Origin of the sequence: Streptomyces sp. NPDC059002 (genome assembly GCF_042740435.1) — a bacterium.
In the GTDB taxonomy this organism is placed as follows: domain Bacteria; phylum Actinomycetota; class Actinomycetes; order Streptomycetales; family Streptomycetaceae; genus Streptomyces.
The window spans coordinates 26708-44366 of sequence record NZ_JBHYJI010000057.1 but is presented as its reverse complement, the minus strand read 5'-3'; the positions used below and the strand labels follow the sequence as shown (position 1 = coordinate 44366).

14 protein-coding genes are annotated in these 17659 nt (G+C 70.4%); 6 read left to right on the top strand and 8 right to left on the bottom strand.

Translation table 11 applies throughout. The annotated features are described in order from the left end of the window. Window positions 1-127: 127 nt before the first annotated feature. The gene (locus tag ACFWZ2_RS34760; protein ID WP_384552612.1) at window positions 128-1471 is read left to right on the top strand and encodes a UDP-glucose dehydrogenase family protein; all 1344 of its coding nucleotides are present in this window, start codon (window positions 128-130) and stop codon (window positions 1469-1471) included. 112 nt (window positions 1472-1583) lie between these two features. Here ACFWZ2_RS34760 and ACFWZ2_RS34755 read toward each other — a convergent pair whose 3' ends face one another. Further along, a complete protein-coding gene (locus ACFWZ2_RS34755) occupies window positions 1584-2084 on the bottom strand; it encodes a CGNR zinc finger domain-containing protein (protein WP_384552610.1) in 501 nt (166 codons plus the stop codon). 90 nt (window positions 2085-2174) lie between these two features. On the opposite strand from ACFWZ2_RS34755, the gene ACFWZ2_RS34750 reads away from it, so the two are divergent. Further along, on the top strand, window positions 2175-2537 hold the full coding sequence (locus ACFWZ2_RS34750; RefSeq protein ID WP_384552609.1) for a VOC family protein: 363 nt from the start codon (window positions 2175-2177) through the stop codon (window positions 2535-2537). A gap of 20 nt (window positions 2538-2557) precedes the next feature. Here the strand turns inward: ACFWZ2_RS34750 and ACFWZ2_RS34745 are convergent, their stop codons facing one another. Together ACFWZ2_RS34745 and ACFWZ2_RS34740 are read right to left on the bottom strand one after the other, a co-directional pair. Further along, complete coding sequence (locus ACFWZ2_RS34745) at window positions 2558-3676, bottom strand: dipeptidase (protein WP_384552607.1); 1119 nt, start codon at window positions 3674-3676, stop codon at window positions 2558-2560. Between the two features lie 168 nt (window positions 3677-3844). Continuing rightward, window positions 3845-5209: an LCP family protein gene (locus ACFWZ2_RS34740; protein WP_384552606.1), complete on the bottom strand. Its 1365-nt coding sequence runs from the start codon at window positions 5207-5209 to the stop codon at window positions 3845-3847. A 129-nt stretch (window positions 5210-5338) separates the two neighbouring features. Between ACFWZ2_RS34740 and ACFWZ2_RS34735 the strand changes: the two genes are divergently transcribed. Continuing rightward, on the top strand, window positions 5339-5920 hold the full coding sequence (locus ACFWZ2_RS34735) for an acyl-CoA thioesterase (protein WP_384552605.1): 582 nt from the start codon (window positions 5339-5341) through the stop codon (window positions 5918-5920). Between the two features lie 36 nt (window positions 5921-5956). On the opposite strand, the gene ACFWZ2_RS34730 is transcribed toward ACFWZ2_RS34735, so the two are convergent. Beyond that, window positions 5957-7327 (bottom strand): LCP family protein, encoded by a 1371-nt coding sequence (locus ACFWZ2_RS34730; RefSeq protein ID WP_384552603.1) that lies wholly within the window; start codon window positions 7325-7327, stop codon window positions 5957-5959. Window positions 7328-7581: 254 nt separating this feature from the next. On the opposite strand from ACFWZ2_RS34730, the gene ACFWZ2_RS34725 reads away from it, so the two are divergent. After that, a complete protein-coding gene (locus ACFWZ2_RS34725) occupies window positions 7582-8619 on the top strand; it encodes a glycosyltransferase family 2 protein (RefSeq protein ID WP_384552601.1) in 1038 nt (345 codons plus the stop codon). A gap of 73 nt (window positions 8620-8692) precedes the next feature. Here the strand turns inward: ACFWZ2_RS34725 and ACFWZ2_RS34720 are convergent, their stop codons facing one another. The 4 genes from ACFWZ2_RS34720 to ACFWZ2_RS34705 form a co-directional block, all read right to left on the bottom strand. Further along, the gene (locus ACFWZ2_RS34720) at window positions 8693-10363 is read right to left on the bottom strand and encodes an LCP family protein (protein WP_384552599.1); all 1671 of its coding nucleotides are present in this window, start codon (window positions 10361-10363) and stop codon (window positions 8693-8695) included. A 133-nt stretch (window positions 10364-10496) separates the two neighbouring features. Continuing rightward, window positions 10497-12236 carry an LCP family protein gene (locus ACFWZ2_RS34715; RefSeq protein WP_384552597.1) on the bottom strand — a complete coding sequence of 580 codons (1740 nt, stop codon included), beginning with the start codon at window positions 12234-12236 and terminating at the stop codon, window positions 10497-10499. A 226-nt stretch (window positions 12237-12462) separates the two neighbouring features. Next, window positions 12463-13713 (bottom strand): LCP family protein, encoded by a 1251-nt coding sequence (locus ACFWZ2_RS34710; RefSeq protein ID WP_384552595.1) that lies wholly within the window; start codon window positions 13711-13713, stop codon window positions 12463-12465. A gap of 235 nt (window positions 13714-13948) precedes the next feature. Continuing rightward, window positions 13949-14701 (bottom strand): TIGR03089 family protein, encoded by a 753-nt coding sequence (locus tag ACFWZ2_RS34705; protein WP_384552593.1) that lies wholly within the window; start codon window positions 14699-14701, stop codon window positions 13949-13951. A 121-nt stretch (window positions 14702-14822) separates the two neighbouring features. Here ACFWZ2_RS34705 and ACFWZ2_RS34700 point away from each other — a divergent pair, with 121 nt between their 5' ends. After that, the gene (locus ACFWZ2_RS34700; RefSeq protein WP_384552591.1) at window positions 14823-16199 is read left to right on the top strand and encodes a peptidoglycan recognition protein; all 1377 of its coding nucleotides are present in this window, start codon (window positions 14823-14825) and stop codon (window positions 16197-16199) included. A 104-nt stretch (window positions 16200-16303) separates the two neighbouring features. Continuing rightward, window positions 16304-17386, top strand: coding sequence for a sugar phosphate nucleotidyltransferase (locus ACFWZ2_RS34695; protein ID WP_384552590.1), 1083 nt, complete (start codon window positions 16304-16306; stop codon window positions 17384-17386). Window positions 17387-17659 lie beyond the last annotated feature (273 nt).

Below are 17659 nucleotides of genomic sequence, written 5' to 3'. Positions count from 1 at the left end.
TATGCGGCTGCCGAGCAGAGGGATACGTGAGCTTGGCGACAGCGGGAAACGTGCCCGGTGAGAGGGCCCGCCATGCCCGACTATGCTCGGGCAGCGCACTGCCGCCTGTTCACCTCTGGAGCTCCGTATGGCCCCCAAGATCACCGTGATCGGCACCGGCTACCTCGGCGCCACGCACGCCGCGGCCATGGCCGAGCTCGGCTTCGAGGTCCTCGGTCTCGACGTCGTCCCCGAGAAGATCGAGATCCTGCAGCGGGGCGAGGTCCCGATGTACGAGCCCGGACTCGAGGAGCTCCTGCGCAAGCACGTCGCCGGGATCGAGGGGTCCAGCGGGCGGCTGCGCTTCACGATGGACTGGGCCGAGGTCGCGGAGTTCGGCGACGTCCACTTCGTCTGTGTGAACACGCCGCAGAAGCACGGCGAGTACGCGTGCGACATGAGTTACGTCGACGGTGCCGTCGAGTCGCTCGCCAAGCACCTCACCAAGCCGTGCCTGGTCGTCGGCAAGTCCACCGTGCCGGTCGGCAGCGCGGCCCGCCTCGCCGCGCGCATCCTCGAACTCGCCCCGGCGGGCGCCGCCGCCGAGCTGGCCTGGAACCCGGAGTTCCTGCGCGAGGGCTTCGCCGTGCAGGACACGCTGCACCCCGACCGCATCGTCGTCGGCGTGGGCAGTGAGCACGCCGAGAAGCTGCTCCGCGAGGTGTACGCGACGCCGGTCTCCGAGGGCTCGCCCTTCGTCGTCACGGACTTCCCGACCGCGGAACTGGTGAAGACCTCCGCCAACTCCTTCCTCGCCACGAAGATCTCCTTCATCAACGCGATGGCGGAGGTCTGCGAGGCGGCGGGCGGCGACGTCGTGAAGCTCGCGGAGGCGCTCGGATACGACGACCGCATCGGCAAGAAGTTCCTGCGCGCGGGCATCGGCTTCGGCGGCGGCTGTCTGCCGAAGGACATCCGGGCGTTCATGGCGCGGGCCGGTGAGCTCGGCGCCGACCAGGCCCTGACCTTCCTGCGCGAGATCGACTCCATCAACATGCGGCGGCGCGGCCAGATGGTCGAGATGGCCCGCGAGGCGCTCGGCGGCGGGTCCTTCCTCGGCAAGCGGGTCGCGGTGCTCGGCGCCACGTTCAAGCCCGACTCGGACGACGTCCGCGACTCGCCCGCGCTGAACGTCGCCGGGCAGATCCACCTCCAGGGCGGCCAGGTCACGGTCTACGACCCCAAGGGCATGGACAACGCGCGCCGCCTCTTCCCCACGCTCGGATACGCGGAGACCTCGCTGGACGCGGTCAGGGGGGCGGACGTCGTGCTGCACCTCACGGAGTGGCGGGAGTTCCGTGAGCTCGATGCGGCGGAGCTGGCCGCGGTGACGACGACCCCCATCGTCCTGGACGGCCGCAACGCGCTCGACCCCGCGGTGTGGCGCGCGGCGGGCTGGACCTATCGGGCCATGGGCAGGCCTGCGGCCTAGCCACCAAGGCATCCGTGGCGGGGCGCCCCGTCAGGGGCGCGGGGAACTGCGCGACCAGCCACGACGCACCCGCAGACGACAATCCTCCGAGGGCCCAACGGCGCGTCCCCGCTCAAGCCCGGCGCCGCCGGTACGCCCGCATCTTCGCCCGCGCCGCATGTCCCGAGTCGCACCACCGGCTGCGTCCCGCCGGGCTGCGGTCGTAGTACGCCCAGAGGCAGTCCGGGGCCTCGCACGCCTTGAGGCGGAGCCAGGTTCCCGCCGCCACGGCGTCGGCGATCGCGGCCGCCACCCGTGAGGTGAGCGACGACGCGTCGGCGGGGACGAGTGAAGCGGCGCCGCTCGTCTCGTCGACCGTCACCAACAGCGGCCCCTCCGTGAGGAGTTGGGTCAAGTCGCGCACGGGAGCGTGCGGCGGCTGCCCGCCGTGGGCGAGGCAGGCCGCCCGCAGGGCCTCGCGGAGTTCACGCGCCGCCGCCACGTCCCGCGCGGCGATCCCGAAGGCGCTCGCTCCCGCCGCCGTGTCCAGCGTGTCGACGCCCGAATTCAGGTTGAGCGTGTTCACCAGGTCCTGGACCAGCGCGAGCGAGCCCGGCGCGGCTCTGTCATTCATGGTTGCGACGTTACTGCTTCTGCGGGAGCATGCAGTAACCGACGTTACCCGTTAAGCCGTTCAGCCGGTAACCGATCCCGGAGGTAAGCCATGCCCATCGCCAAGCTCGGCACCGTCGTCCTGGACTGTCCCGACCCCCTCGCCCTCGCGGAGTTCTACGCGGCCGTCATCGGCGGCACCCCGTCCCGCGGCGGCGACGACTGGTACGACCTCGAAGGCCACGGCGGCACGACCCTCGCGTTCCAGGAAGCCCCCGGTTTCGTACCGCCGAGGTGGCCGTCCCCCGACGGCTCGCAGCAGTTCCACCTGGACCTCACGGTGGACGACATGGACGCCGCGGAGAAGCAGGTCCTCGCGCTCGGCGCCACGGTCCTGGAGGCCGACGACCGCGACCGCAGCTGGCGGGTCTACGCCGACCCGGCGGGGCACCCGTTCTGCCTCTGTGCCGACTGAGCCCGCCGGGCCGGCCGCGGCTACCCGTCCAGACGCTCTATCGTCGCCGTCGACGCCGGCCTGCGCTCCCGCGCGGCCCGCGCCGTGAAGTCCGCGCCGCGCAGGGCGCGTTGGGCGTTGCCCCAGGTGAGCAGCGCCAACTCGGCCTCGGACCAGTCGCGTTCGATGAGCTCGCCGACCAGCCGCGGATAGCACGACGCGTCGGTGAGCCCCTCCGGCCGTGCGTCCGTCGTGTCGTACGTCCCGGAGAGGCCGACGCACTCGGGACCCGCGATCCGCCGTACGTGATCGAGGTGGTCCGCCACTTCGCGCACCGAGGAGCCGGTCCGCTCGGCGGCCAGCGGCACCAGGCACAGGCCTTTGGCGGCGCCCACCGCGGCGAGCAGCTCGTCCGAGAGGTTCGCCGGATGGTCGCGCAGGGCCCGTGCCCCGGAGCGGGTGAAGATCACCGGGGCCTTGGAGACGGCGAGCACCCGGCGGGCCGTCGTCTCGGAGGCGCCGGACAGGTCCGCGAGGACCCCGAGCCGGTTCATCTCCCGCACGACCTCCTCGCCGAACGTGGTCAGCCCGTCCGCGCCCGCCCAGGACGTCCCGGACAGGGTGACCGCGCACAGGCCCAGGCTGTGCAGCGCGCGCAGCGTGCCGAGCGAGTCGCCGAGCGCGGCACCGCAGGCCGGGCCGATCAGGGTGGCGATGCGGCCGCAGTTGCGGGCGTCGGCGGTCTCCGAGGCGTTGCGGGCGAGCCGCAGCCCCTCCGGGTGGGCGCCGACGACGTGCTTCACGAGGTCGATCTGTTCCAGGGTCGCGCCGACGGCCCGGTCGGCGCTCAGCCCCTCGGGCACGTGCACGGACCAGAACTGCGCCCCGACCCGGCCCTCGCGCAGCCGTGGCAGGTCGCTCTCCAGGCCGCTGTCGCCGGTCTCGAAGTCGTACCAGGGCAGCTCGCGCAGCGCCCAGGGCAGTCCGCTGTAGCCGTCGGCCACGGGATGCGCGGCGAGCAGGGTGCGGGCCCGTGCCGTGGGAGCGGCGGCGGACGCGGGTTCGGGGTCGTGGGCGGGTGGCGGCTCGGGCGGTGCGGGGGACTGGTCGAGCTCCCCGGCCTCGGCGGTGGTGTTGAGTTCCTCCTGCAGGTCTGCCATGGCAGGGCTCCGGACGTTCGCGGCGGCAGTTCGGACCACCGTGACACGGGGCGGCCGCGGCTTCGCGGCGGGCGAAGCGTTCGGGGGTACGCGACCGGCGCGCCGCGACGCGGAAGGGCCCCGCCGACCGGATCGGCGGGGCCCTCGCGACGTACGGCCAGAAGGGGCTCAGCTGCCCGAGACCGTCACCTTCTCGTCGTTGTTCAGCTCCTTCACCAGCGTCTTGACCTTGGCCTTGTCCCAGACGAGGTTGTTGCCGACGGAGCCGGAGATCGGCATGTTCATGGACGTGCCGTCGCCACCGCTGACGCCCTTCATCGCCCAGAACATGGAGGCCACGTCGGTCAGGCCCATGTCCTTGTCGACGACCAGGGTGTCCAGGCCCGCGCCCATCGTGGGGTAGAGCTTGAACGGGTTCATGATCGTGCCGGGCGTCGCCACCTGGTTGGCGAGGGCCGAGAGGAACTTCTGCTGGTTCTTCGTGCGGTCCAGGTCGCTGGAGAAGGCGTACCGCGTACGGACGAAGGCCAGCGCCTCCTCGCCGTTGAGGGTCTGCTTGCCCGCCTGGAAGTCGGCGCCGGACTTCTTGTCCTTGAAGGCCTTCGGGATGTCCATCTCGACGCCGCCGACCGAGTCCACGATCTTGGCGAAGCCGCCGAAGCCGATCTCGGCGTAGTGGTCGATCTTCAGCCCGGTGTTGTACTCGACGGTGCGGACGAGCAACTCGGGCCCGTCCTCCGCGTACGCCGCGTTCAGCTTCGTCTGGCGGCCCTGGTTCGGGTAGAGCTTGCCCGACTCGGCGCCCTTGAAGGAGGGGATCGTGACGTTCGAGTCGCGGGGCAGCGAGACCATCGTGTTCCCGCCGTCGTCCGCGACGTGCAGGATCATCATCGAGTCCGTGCGCTTGCCCTCGGCCGAGCCCGTGTGGAGCTTCTTCTTCTCCTCGGTGGACATGCCCTCGCGGCTGTCGGAGCCCACGATCAGGTAGTTCGTACCCGCGCCGCCCTCGGGACGCTCGATGACCTTGGAGAGGTCGACCTCGCGCTTGAGCTTGGAGTCGGCCCAGAAGTAGGTGATGACGGACGTCACGACGAGGACGCTGACGAGCGTGATCGCGCCCCACTTGATCCGCTTGCGCCAGTTCGGCGCGGGACGCGGGGCGCGCGGCAGCTGGCCGTCGCCGCCCCGGCCGCCGCCGTTGTTGCCGCCGCTCGGCTGGCCGTAGACCTGGCCGGTGTTGTAGCCGCTGTCGTACCCCTGGTTCTGCCCGTAGGGGTCCTGACGCGGGGTGCGCGGCTCGAAGACGTCGTCGCGTGCGTCGCCGTACGGCTGGCCGTTCCCGTACTGCTGCGGCTCCCCGTACTCGTCGTCGTACGCGGGCTGTGGCGGGACCCCACCGGGTGGCGGTCCGGCCGGACGGGGCGTCGAGCCGCGCTGCACATGCCGCATCACGCGGGCGCCGTCGGGCTGCGCGTCCGCACTGCCGCGGCCGTATCGCCGGCCGCCGCCCTGATCGTCAGGCCAATCGCTCATGTGGCTTAGTGTGCCGCCTCGTGCCGTGCGCCTCACAGGGCGGTCGAGAATTCGGGCCAGTGCTGTTGCAGAGCTGATGCAAAGCGGCCCGGGAGGGGGCGGACATACGCCCGGCTTAGGGTGGAGGGCATGACAGACCAGGCTCCCCGTCCGGCAGCGCCCAATTCGGTGGAAAACCCCGAGACCCCGGGGGCGATTCCGGGCAAGCCGACTTCGGCGTCCCGGACCACGCTCAGCCACATCATGACCCACAACGACACCAACCTCCTCGGCACGGTGCACGGTGGCGTGATCATGAAGCTGGTGGACGACGCGGCCGGCGCCGTCGCGGGGCGCCACTCGGGAGGCCCCGCCGTCACCGCGTCCATGGACGAGATGGCCTTCCTCGAGCCGGTCCGCGTGGGCGACCTCGTCCATGTGAAGGCCCAGGTCAACTGGACGGGACGCAGCTCCATGGAGGTCGGGGTGCGGGTCCTCGCCGAGCGCTGGAACGAGTCGACGCCCGCCCAGCAGGTCGGCTCCGCCTATCTCGTCTTCGCGGCCGTCGACGCGGACGGCAAGCCGCGCACCGTGCCGCAGGTCCTGCCCGAGACGGACCGCGACCGCCGCCGCTACCAGGAGGCCCAGATCCGCCGCACGCACCGCCTCGCGCGGCGCCGCGCGATCAAGGAGCTCCGGGAGGCGCGGGCCGCGGAGGGCTTCGACGACTGAAGCCCTCCGCGGCCCGGTCCATCCCCCCGCGGCCCCTCAGGGACAGACGACCTGGTCCCCGGTGACCGCCCCGAACTCACCCTGGTACGCGTCCTCCGCCCGCACCGGACGCACCGTCCTGAAGTCCCGCCCGGCGATCACCTTCAGGGTCGACCCCTGACCCCTGACCTTCCGCATCTCGCACCCCGGCAGGGCCATGGCGAGCGACTTGGCGGACCGGTCCCAGCGCGGGTCGTACGCCACGACGGTCCGCTTGGCGGGCCTGGCCTTGGCGCCCGGCACGTTCCCCGGCGTCCGCGTGGTGCGGAACCCGGTCGCCCGCAGCGCCGAGTCGACCCGCTTGCCGAGGCCCGGGGTGCCCGCGCCGTTCTCCACCTGGACCCTGATCTGCTGGGGCGAGACGCCCACGAGCGCGGCCTTGGCCTTGTCGCGGTGCGGGGCGAGCGGCCGGTCGTCGCGCAGCGCCTTGAAGAGCTTCTGGGACTTGGTCTTGTGCCACTTCAGCGTCGAGCCGATGCCGGGGATGCTCTTCCCCTTGGTGCTCAGCGGCACGGTGGTGAACTCCGACGACGAGGGCGAGAAGCCCCGCATCGCCCGCCCCAGGTCCAGCATCTCGCCCGTGCCGAAGCCCTTGTCCGCCCGGACCGAGCCGAGCAGCGTCCGCGTCACATTGCGGAACTTGACCGGGTTGAGCAGGACGCCGCTGCCCGTGGCCTTCGCGATGAGCGCCGCGAGGAAGCGCTGCTGGCGCTGCATGCGGCCCAGGTCGGAGGCCCCGTCGACATACCGGGAGCGGACGTACTGGAGCGCCTCGCCGCCGTTCAGCTCGTGCGTGCCCACCGACAGGTCGAGCCCGGTGTGCGAGTCCCTGAGCGGCCGCGCCGTGCAGATCTCCACGCCGCCGAGCACGTCCACGGTCTTCATGAAGCTGGTGAAGTCGACCTCCAGATAGTGGTCGATCTTGACCTTCGTCATGTGCTCGACGGTGCGCACCGTGAGGTTCGGGCCGCCCTCCGCGTACGCCGCGTTGATCTTGTTGGCGTGCTCGTGGTGCTTCTCGCCGGTGGTCTGGTCGGTGTGCGCGGGCAGCTCGGCGTACGAGTCCCTGGGCAGGCTCACGACGCTGGCGCGGTCCCTGTCCTCCGAGATGTGCACGATCATGATCGTGTCCGTGCAGTGGCAGGGCGCGCCGCCGAGGCGGTACTTCGCCCGCTCCTCCTCGGTGATCTTGTCGCGGCCGTCGGTGCCGACGAGCAGCACGTTCATGCCGTTGCCCGGCGCGGGTCTGTTCTTCATGTCCTTGAAGGCGTCGACCCGCTTGATGCCGGTGTCGAGGCTGGTGACGACGCCGTGCCCGATGCCGGCCGCGGCGAGGACCGTCACGGAGAACGTGGTGGCCACCCGCATGGCCCAGCGGGGCCGCTTTCCCTTTCCTGCGGACTTCCGTGCGGACTTTCGGGCCGGTGGACGCGGACGCGATGAGGGGGCGGGGGAGCGGGGCGGTGTGGGCACGTGAGGGGACACCTCCGCGGAGACGGGCTGGCTGGGGGTGGGCGACGGGCCGGGAACCCGAGAAACGTAAGGCCATACGAAATGCGGCCCGGGGTAGCGACCCGGACGGCGCGCGCCCGTGTCCCCCATTCGCGGTAACGTGACGCGTGATGAACGCGAAGTCTGAGGTGCAGCCTCCCGCCGTATCGGTGATCATGCCCGTCCTCAACGAGGAGCGGCATCTGCGCGAGGCGGTGCACGCGATCCTGCAGCAGGAGTACGCGGGCGAGATGGAGGTCGTCGTCGCGCTCGGCCCCTCCACCGACCGCACGGACGAGATCGCCGCCGAGCTGGTCCGCGAAGACCCACGGGTGCACACGGTCCCCAACCCGACGGGCCGCACCCCCGCGGCGCTGAACGCCGCCATCAAGGCGTCCCGTCACCCGATCGTGGTGCGTGTGGACGGCCACGCCGCGCTCTCGCCCGGGTACATCACGACCGCGGTGCGCCTCCTGGAGGAGACCGGCGCGATGAACGTCGGCGGCATCATGCACGCCCAGGGCACCAATGCCTGGGAGCAGGCCGTCGCCGCCGCCATGACCTCGAAGATCGGCGTGGGCAACGCCGCCTTCCACACCGGCGGCGACGCCCAGCAGGCCGAGACGGTCTACCTCGGCGTCTTCCGCCGCGAGGCCCTTGAACAACAGGGCGGCTACAACGAGGAGTTCATCCGCGCCCAGGACTGGGAGCTCAACTTCCGGATCAGGGAAGCGGGCGGGATGATCTGGTTCTCGCCCGAGCTGAAGGTCTCCTACCGCCCGCGCCCGAGCGTGAAGGCCCTCGCCAAGCAGTACAAGGACTACGGCCGCTGGCGCCACGTCGTCGCCCGCTACCACGAGGGCTCCATCAACCTCCGCTACCTCGCGCCGCCGACCGCGGTCTGCGCCATCGCGGCGGGCATCGTGGTGGGCGCGGCCCTCACGCCGTGGGGCTTCGTGATCCCCGGCGGCTACCTCGCCGCCATCGCCGCCGGGTCCGTCCCCGCGGGCAAGGGCCTGCCCCTGAAGGCCCGCCTGCAGATCCCGGTGGCCCTCGCGACCATGCACATGTCCTGGGGCTGGGGCTTCCTCACCAGCCCGCGCTCGCTGGCCAAGAAGGTCATCGCCTCGCGCCGCCCGGCGGTCCTCGGGGAGACGCAGGAGGCCTGAGAAGGGCCCAACAGGCGTACGAAGCACGGGACTTCGGGGCATCGGTTGAACGCGACCGGTGCCCCGAAGCCGTCTACCAGGTGTAGTCCGGATCCACCTTCATGCACGCCGACTTGTCGGAGCCGCTCAGCGCGTCCGCCGAGTCCGGCGTCTTGTCGTCCTTCTTCTTCGGCTTGGGCGGTACGTCGCCCTCGCGCCAGTCGGCGCCGACGACCAGCGTCACCCCGGAGACGTCCGTCGACTTCTTCACCGAACTCAGCGGCAGGCCGAGGGACTTGGCGACCCGCTGGGCGTCGCCCTCCAGTTCGGCGCTCGGGTAGCGGATGAGCGTCTGCTCCTCGGCCAGTGACGTCGTCGTGTCCGGTGCGGCCTTCGCGAAGCCCTTGCCGACCAGGAGCTGCGCCACCGTGCTCGCGCGGCCGCCGGCCGGGGCGAGCGTGTCCGAGCGCGTGCCGTTCTGGACCTGGATCGCGATCTTGTCGTCCGCGGCCGCCGGGTCGTCCGACAGCTTCTCCTTCGCGGGCTTCTTCTTGCCCTTGCCGTCCAGCGGGATGTCGTCGCGGACGAGGCGGAAGAGCTGCTCGGCGTCGCCGGGCTTGGGGATGACGCGCTCGCCGTAGTACTCGAACGGCATGGTCGTCATCGTCGTACGGCCCGGCGAGACCTTCTTGAGCTCGTTGCCCAGGTCGTACAGCTTCTTGGGGCTGCCCAGGTCGTCGTCGACCGTCAGCGCGCTCACCGCTTTCTCGGCGAGCTTGCGCAGCTGGTTGGGGCTGGTCAGGCCGGTGTTCTCGCGGAGCTTGCGGACCAGCGCGTTCATGTACATGTGCTGGGCCTTGGCGCGGCTGATGTCGGTGCCGCCCTCGAAGCCGTAGCGGGTGCGCAGCCACTGCAGGGCCTGCTCGCCCTTGATCTCCGTGGTGCCCTTCTTCAGCTTCAGGCCCGAACCCTTGCCCTCGCGGGTGCGCGAGTGGATGTTCTTGTCCACGCAGACGGGTACGCCGCCGATGGCGTCCGCCATGGAGACCACACCCGAGAAGTCGACCATCATGAAGTGGTCGATGTGGATGTTGGTGAGCTTCTCCCAGGTGGCGACGGTGCAGCCGGGGCCGCCGCGGTTGAGCGACTCGTTCGTCATGTACCGCGGGCCGGTCTCCGGATAGACCTTGCCGTCGTCCGGGTCCGTGCACTTGGGGACCTGGAGCAGCGTGTCGCGCGGCATGCTGACCACGGACATGTTGGTGCGGTCGGCCGACAGGTGGAGCAGCATCTGGACGTCCGCGAGGGGTGGCCCGCCGAAGGTGTTCTTCGCGCCGCCGAGCTTCTGGTTCGCCTTGGAGTCGCGTGCGTCCGAGCCGATGAGCAGGATGTTCAGCGGAGTCTGGCCTGCCGCGTTGGGCGTGGGCTCCGGTGCCCGGTGCTCGCCCAGGTTCAGGTCGTCCGTTTCCAGGCTGTTGCTGAGGTACTGGTAGTAGAGGTATCCGGCGCCGGCCGTGCCAAGTATCAGTACGGCAAGGACCGTTGCCGACCAGCGGAGCACCCGGCGCTTGCGGCGCGGCGGGCGCCCCCCGCCCCCGCCGCGCCGGTGCCGGTGACGGCCGGGGCCCTGCGGGGGTGTGCCGTTGCCGTCCGGGGGTTCCCCGGGGCGCTCCTCACCCTCGTGCAGGCCGTCGTCCCAGCCGTGATCACTTGCGTGCGGGGTGCGTTGTCGCGCCCCCTCCTCACGCACGCTCTTCTGCCTCATCCTCATGCCCCTCCCCGCCCCACTCCCGAACTGCGGTCGCCCCGCGCCCTCTTGACGCCGGGATGCGACGTACGCGGCCCGGGGCGACGTACGTGCTTTGGCGCATTGTTAGACGCAGAACGACCGCTTCAGGTCACTTGGCACACACAGTCTTATCGGCTTCGACTTTCTGGATCCCCTCCGGCGCCTTCGACGGGCCGGTGATGGGCACACCCGCCCCCTTGAAGTCGCCGCCGAGCGTCAGCTTCATGGCCGGCAGGCCCTGTGCGTTCTTCTCGCTCTTGCCCGGCTTCAGGGCGGCGGCGGGCAGACCCATGATGTCGGCGAGCCGACGGGCCTGGTCAGCCTGGTCCGGCGCGTACTCGAGCGTCGTCTTCTTGAGGTCCGAGGGCGCGTTGCCCAGCTGGCTGGACTTGAGCACGCCCTCATTGTTCTGCAGCCACGTGAGAGTTGCCTGAGCGGCGCCGGTCTTCTCGCTGCCGTTGTAGATCTCGACCCGCACCTCGGAGGGGTCGGCCTTGGGGCCCTTGAGGCGGGCGGCCACCGCGGCCTTCTCCTTCTTCTCCTTCTTCTTGACCTCGGTCAGCGACTCGTCGTTGCGCATCATCGCGAACAGGGGGTCGGACTTGGGTGGATCGAGGACGACCGTGATGGGGATCTTCTCGGCGGGGTTGTCCTTGACCGGCACCGTGGTGAAGGTCAGGTTCTTCATGTCGAGCTTGCCGAGCTCCATGCCGAGGTCCTTGAGCTTCATTATGTCGTCGATCTCGGAGTCGACGGTGAGGGCCTTCGTGCCCGCCTCCGCGAGCTCTATCATCTTCTTCGGGTTGGTGAGCGTGTCGCCCGAACTCAGCTTGCGCATCAGGGAACTGAGGAACTGCTGCTGCAGCTGGATCCGACTCAGGTCGCCGCCCTGGCCCACGGTATGACGCGTGCGGACGAACGCCAGCGCCTCCTCGCCCTCGATCGTGTGCTTGCCCTTGGGCAGCTTGAGGTGCGACTTGGGGTCGTCGATGTCCTTGGCGAGACAGACGTCCACACCGCCGACCGCGCTGGAGAGCGTCTTGACCGCGTTGAAGTCGGCGACCATGAAGTGGTCGGGAGTTATCCCGGTGATCTTCGTGACCGTGCGCATGGTGCAGCTCGGCGTGCGGTCGTTCTGGCCGAGGCTCTCGTTGAAGCGGACGTTCTGAGTACCGGGGATGACCTTCGTGCTGCCGTCGTCCTGCTTCGTCGGGCAGTCCGGGATGTCGGTGATCATGTCGCGCGGGATGCTCAGCGCGGTCGCGTTCGTCCGGTCCTTGGAGACGTGCAGCAGGATCGTCGTGTCCGCGTGGCCGACGCTGCCCTCGTCGCCGTAGCCCTTGTTGCCGTTGCCGCTGCGCTTGTCGGTGCCCATCACCAGGATGTTGATGGCGCGGTCCTTGCTGAAGCCCCCGGTGCTCGCGCCGTCAGCGTCTATCGACGTGATGTTGTCGTTGAGGTGCTGGTAGTAGAGGTACCCACCGGCACAGCCCGCGACGAGCAGGAAGGCCAGGGTGCCGCCGGTCCACATCAGGACCTTCTTGCCCTTGGACTTCTTCGGCCGCTGCTTGCGCCTGCCGCCCGTGGCGGCCTCCGGCTCCCTGACACGGCGCCTGCGCTGCCCCGGCACCTCGCGGTGTTCGTCCCGCTCGTCCCTGCGCGGGCGCTCACCGCCCGGTGCGGGGCGGCCGCGGCCGCCCTTGCGGGGTGCGGATCTACGGGGTCCAGGAACCGCCGACTGCCCTGCGGAGGGGCTCAGTCGCAGTTCGTAGTCACCGGTGGTCGGGTTGAGTACCCACTGGTCTGCGGGGTCGATGTTCTCCGCCCGCCCACGGCCTTGCGCGTCCACGGTTGTTTGCGTCCTCCGTCGGGGCCACGCGGCGCCTTTCCCCCCTCAAGAAGGCGCTCGGTCAGTCGTCCAGCGGTGCGTGGCCTGCGAAGGTCCGACGCACCGGATCGCTCACACTATCCGCCCAGTTCAGTGCCGAACGACGCCGGTGACAAATTCCACTCCCCTACAACTGGGCAATCCGCCCTATTTCTTGATGGAGAGAGGCTCCGCCTTGGCGATCGCTTTACTCGCAGGTGCTGCCCGCGGCCGTGTTGCCCCGGAATGTCGGCGCGGGAGACGGCGTATGAGAAGGGTCGTCCGGCTTCTCGTCGCTCCAGTACTCGCCGGAGTCGTCGTACTCCTCCTCGTACCCGGACTCCTCCTCGTACGAAGGGTCTTCGTACGCCTGCTCCTGGGGCGGCGCCGATTTCTCGGGCTCCTGAGGGGCCACCTGGACCGGGTTGTCCGTCCGGAGCCGGGTGAAGAGCTCCTCGGCGGCCGGCTCGACGAGCTCGTCGCGATTGGCGTCGTAGGAGTACGACTGCCGGGGCACGGTGAGGAACTGCACCCGTTCTGTGGGGATATTGCGCATGCCGCGCACCAGTTCGTACAAACCACGCAGACTGGCGAGTCCCGGGTCCGTGGTGAGTGAAGAAGTCGCCGCGTCGAGAACGGGGTAGAGCTTCGCGGGATTCAGCAGGACGTCATTGCTCTGCACCTTGTTGACGAGTGCGCCGAGGAACTCCTGCTGGCGGTCCATCCGGTCGGTGTCGCTGCCATTGCCGAGACTTTTGCGCGCCCGTACATATCCGAGTGCCTGTTCGCCGTTCAGGGTCTGCTTGCCCGCGGCGAGCTTCACATGGGCGTCGGTGTCGTCGACCGGGGCCCCGAGACAGACCTGCACCCCGTCGACCGCGTCCACCATGTCCTTGAACCCGGCGAAGTCCACCACCATGTGGTGATCGACGCGGATCTTCGTCAGCTTCTCGACCGTACGAATGGTGCAGGCCGTCCCGCCGAACTCGAACGCCCAGTTGAACTGGGCGAATTGGGCCTCGGTCCGGGAGCCGTCGGGCCGCCGGCAGCTCGGGATGTCCACCATCACGTCCCGCGGGATCGACACAGCGGTCGCGCTCTGCCGGTCCGCCGCCAGATGCAGCAGGATCGTGGTGTCCGAGCGCTGGGTGCCCGGATCCCTGCCGTACTTGCGGTTGCCCCGGCCCGAGCGGGTGTCGGAGCCGATGAGCAGGATGTTCTGGGCGTCGTGCACCAGCGGCGTCGGACGCTCCTTCTCATAGCGCGCCAGCTCGGCGGCCGCGTCCGTGTCCTTGGTGATGTTGCCGTTCAGCTTCTCGTACGCCGCCCATCCCACGCCCCCCGCGGCGAGCACCAGAACGGCCACCCCGATCGCCCCCCAACGCAGCCAGCGCCGCCTGCGCCGGTTCGCGCCCGCTCCGGTGGGACTGGCTCCGGCACCCGGTCCATACGTGGTCACGTGTGCGTCCACCCCTCATGGCTGCGTCGGTGCATGGTGCGTCCTTACGACCATGGACCGACGCGCGCCGGGGGGCCTCCGGACCAGGCTCCGACGTAAGCCGAACGGGGGACGAGCCCCGAAGGGGCGAGATCTCAAGGGGCGCGGGGCTGTGTCGATATGCGGCTCCGCCGCGTGGGCGCGGGCAACCACGACGAACCCGCGCCCGAAAGCAGATCCCCGGAAGGCAGACAGCTCACCCCACAGTGACAGTCACCCGCTCATCAGACATCCGCTTCTCAAGCCCCTCCTCGGCCAGCTGCCCAAGATGCCGGCAGAGCACCACGGACCCGCCCCCGGCCAGCGCCGCGTAAAGCCCACCGCTCAGCCCGTCCCACGTGTCGTACGACAGACCGGAAAGAACCCGAGCCCCAGGCCCGATGCCCAGTCGCCCCGCATCGGCGCGGGCCCGCGACACAAGCTCGGCACCGGTCAGCTCGACCCCGTCGACCACGAGCGCAACCTCATCCGGGTCCACCGGCGCGTACGGCGCGAACCGGTCCCCCTGACTCGGCACCTCCACCGCATAATCGGCGAAGCCACCCGGCACCTGGGGGAACCGCCCGCCCAGCGGCCGCAGCGCGAGCGCCACCCGCTCCCCGGAACAGGCGCGCGCCGCGTCCAGCGAGTCCGGGCCGCTGACGACGAGATCGGCCGACGCGGGATCGCCACCCACGTCCGCGACGACCCCCACCGACGAACAGGCGAGCAGCCACACCGCCGTCTGCCAGTGCGCGGGAAGCAGCACCGCGACCCGGTCGCCGGGCTCCGCGGCGAGATCGCCCTGGAGCAGATTCGCGGTCTTGGCCACCCAATTGGCGAAGGTGGCCACGGACAATTCCACGCGTTCGCCGGTGGCGTCGTCGTAGAAGGTGATGAGGGGGCGGCCCGGGTCCGAGGCGAGCGCGGATCGCAGCAGGTCGGCGGGGGTGCGGTCGTTGGCGTTCACGGGCGCAAGGGTACGCGGGCGCCGACCGCGCCCCTCGGCGTGGCGGGGGAGCGCGGGCCACCGGTTCGGCCGCTCCGGGCCGACGGTCCGTCAAATCCCCAATAGACAGATATGTTCCGCTATGCCAACCATCGGACGTATGCGTGGATTTCTTGCTTCCTCGATCGGCGTCACGTGCGCGGCCGCCCTGGCCCTGCCCCTCACCCTGCCGTCGTCCGGCGCCCGCGCCGCGACGCCCGCCGCACAGTCCCCCGCGGCGGAACTCCCCGGCAGCACCCAGTCCCTCCCGCTCGCCCCCCTCGGCTCCGACCGCTCCCTCGGCTCCGCATCGCGCGAACGCGAACACGGCCTCGCCCAGCGCGACGTACGTCCCTTCTCCCTGGTCGGCGTCGTCTGGGACAACCCGGAGGCCGAACTGCACGGCACCGTGCAGGTCCGCACCCGCGCGACAGGCACCACCGCCTGGTCGGGCTGGCAGGACGTCGAGACGCACAACCACGAACACGCGGCCGACCCGGACGCCGCCGAACGCGGCACCGGCAAGGTCCGCGGCTCGACCGCACCGCTGTGGGTCGGCGACTCCGACGGCGTCGAGATCCGGGTCAGGTCCGAGCCGGGCGACGCCGCGAACGACCGGGCCGCCGCCGACGCCCCACTCCCCAGAGGGCTGCGCCTGGAACTCGTCGACCCCGGCGACGAGCCCCCGCAGGGCGGCCAGGCGGAGGCGGCCCGCGCCACCGGCCTGACCGTGGAGTCCGCCGCGACGTCGGCCGTCAACGCGGACCTCGCCCCGCTCGGCGCCGCCGCGATCCCCGAACTGACCAAGCAGCAGACGGAGGACGACCTGATCGCAGCCCGCGGCGGCCCCGAAGCGGCGGGCAAGGCACGGCCGTACGTCGGTCCGCGCCCGCGCATCATCACGCGCAAGGGCTGGGGCGCCGACGAGAAGCTCCGCGAGAAGGACTTCGCGTACACCAAGACGGTGAAGGCCGCCTTCGTGCACCACAGCGCGTCCGGCAACAACTACCGCTGCTCACAGGCCGGATCCGTGCTGCGCAGCATCTACCGCTACCACGTCAAGAGCAGCGGCTGGCGTGACTTCGGCTACAACTTCGCGGTCGACAAGTGCGGAAACATTTACGAAGGACGTGCCGGAGGTGTGGCCAAGCCGGTCCTCGGGGCCCACACTCTCGGATTCAACGCGAACAGCATGGGGATCGCCGTCCTCGGCACGTACAGCAGCTCCAACCCCCCGAAGGCGGCCGTGAACGCCGTCGCCCGGCTGACCGCGTGGAAGCTCGGCCTGTACGGCGCCAATCCGCGCGGTACGACATACCTGAAGTCCGGCGGTGGCAACCTGTACAAGAAAGGCAAGAACGTCCGGCTCCGTGTGATCTCCGGGCATCGGGACGGATTCGCCACCGAGTGCCCCGGAAGCCGCCTGTACAAGAAGCTCGGCAAGGCCCGGTCCACCTCGGCCCGTTTCCAGGGACGCTGAGGTCCGGCGCACCGCTCGAACTGCACGATCTGCACATCCGTCTGCATACACTGGCCGGCCGAAACTCAAGTTCGGCCGGCCCCAGCAGGAAGCAGAGACGACAGGTGACAGAAGCGATCCTCCTGGTCGGCGGCAAGGGCACCCGGCTGCGACCGCTCACGGTCCACACCCCCAAGCCGATGGTCCCGGCGGCGGGCGTCCCGTTCCTCACCCACCAGCTGGCCCGGGCCCGCGCGGCGGGCGTCGAGCACATCGTCCTCGCGACCTCCTACCTCGCCGAGGTCTTCGAGCCGTACTTCGGCGACGGCTCGGCGCTGGGCCTGCACATCGAGTACGTCACGGAGACCGAGCCCCTCGGCACGGGCGGCGCCATCCGCAACGTGGCATCGCGCCTGCACTCCGCCCCCGACGAACCGGTCCTGATCTTCAACGGGGACATCCTCACGGGCCTGGACATCGGCGCCCTGGTCGCCACGCACGAGGAGTCGGGCGCGGACGTCTCCCTGCACCTGACGAAGGTCGACGACCCGCGTGCGTACGGCCTGGTCCCCACCGACGCGACCGGCAGGGTCACGGCCTTCCTGGAGAAGCCGCAGACCCCCGAGGAGATCGTCACCGACCAGATCAACGCGGGCGCGTACGTGTTCCGCCGCTCGGTCATCGACACGATCCCCGAGGGTCGCCCGGTCTCCGTCGAACGCGAGACGTTCCCCGAGCTGCTCGCCACCGGCGCCCACCTCCAGGGCATGGTCGACTCGACGTACTGGCTGGACCTGGGCACCCCCCAGGCGTTCGTACGCGGCTCCGCCGACCTGGTCCTCGGCCGCGCACCCTCCCCCGCGGTACCCGGCCGCTGCGGCGACCGCCTCGTCCTGCCCACCGCCTCCGTCGCCCCCGACGCCAAGCTCACGGACGGCACCGTGGTCGGCGAGAACGCCCACATCGGCGAGGGCGCCCGTATCTCCGGCAGCACGATCCTCTCCGGCGCGGTCATCGAACCCGGCACCGTCATCACCGACTCCCTGATCGGCGCCGACGCCCGCATCGGCGCCCGCTCAGCCCTCTCCGACGTAGTCATCGGCGACGGCGCCCACATCGGCCCCGACAACGAACTCCGCGCCGGCCTCCGCATCTGGTGCGACGCGACACTCCCGGCGGGTTCGGTGCGCTTCTCCTCGGACCAGTGACTGTGCGGGCCCGTCTGGGTTGGTGATCGCGCTGGCCTGCCTGGGCTGGTGTCTGCCTCCGGTCCGTCCGGGTTGGTGTCCGCGCTGGTCTGCCTGGGCCGGTGACCGTCCTGGCGCATCCGGGCTGGTGGCTGCGATGGCCTGCCTGGGCCGGTTTCCGATCTGGTCCGTCTGGGTTGGTGTTTGCGCTGGTCTGCTCGGGCTGGTGTCCGCCTTGGCCTGCCTGGGCTGGTGTCTGCCTCCGGTCCGTCCGGGTTGGTGTCCGCGCTGGTC

Coding starts and splice junctions, on each gene's coding strand:
- ACFWZ2_RS34755 (WP_384552610.1), bottom strand. CDS start 2,084: ATGAATGACAGAGCCGCGCCGGGCTCGCTCGCGCTGGTCCAGGACCTG.
- ACFWZ2_RS34700 (WP_384552591.1), top strand. CDS start 14,823: ATGCCAACCATCGGACGTATGCGTGGATTTCTTGCTTCCTCGATCGGC.
- ACFWZ2_RS34725 (WP_384552601.1), top strand. CDS start 7,582: ATGAACGCGAAGTCTGAGGTGCAGCCTCCCGCCGTATCGGTGATCATG.
- ACFWZ2_RS34750 (WP_384552609.1), top strand. CDS start 2,175: ATGCCCATCGCCAAGCTCGGCACCGTCGTCCTGGACTGTCCCGACCCC.
- ACFWZ2_RS34745 (WP_384552607.1), bottom strand. CDS start 3,676: ATGGCAGACCTGCAGGAGGAACTCAACACCACCGCCGAGGCCGGGGAG.
- ACFWZ2_RS34730 (WP_384552603.1), bottom strand. CDS start 7,327: ATGCGGGTGGCCACCACGTTCTCCGTGACGGTCCTCGCCGCGGCCGGC.
- ACFWZ2_RS34720 (WP_384552599.1), bottom strand. CDS start 10,363: ATGAGGCAGAAGAGCGTGCGTGAGGAGGGGGCGCGACAACGCACCCCG.
- ACFWZ2_RS34735 (WP_384552605.1), top strand. CDS start 5,339: ATGACAGACCAGGCTCCCCGTCCGGCAGCGCCCAATTCGGTGGAAAAC.
- ACFWZ2_RS34740 (WP_384552606.1), bottom strand. CDS start 5,209: ATGAGCGATTGGCCTGACGATCAGGGCGGCGGCCGGCGATACGGCCGC.
- ACFWZ2_RS34760 (WP_384552612.1), top strand. CDS start 128: ATGGCCCCCAAGATCACCGTGATCGGCACCGGCTACCTCGGCGCCACG.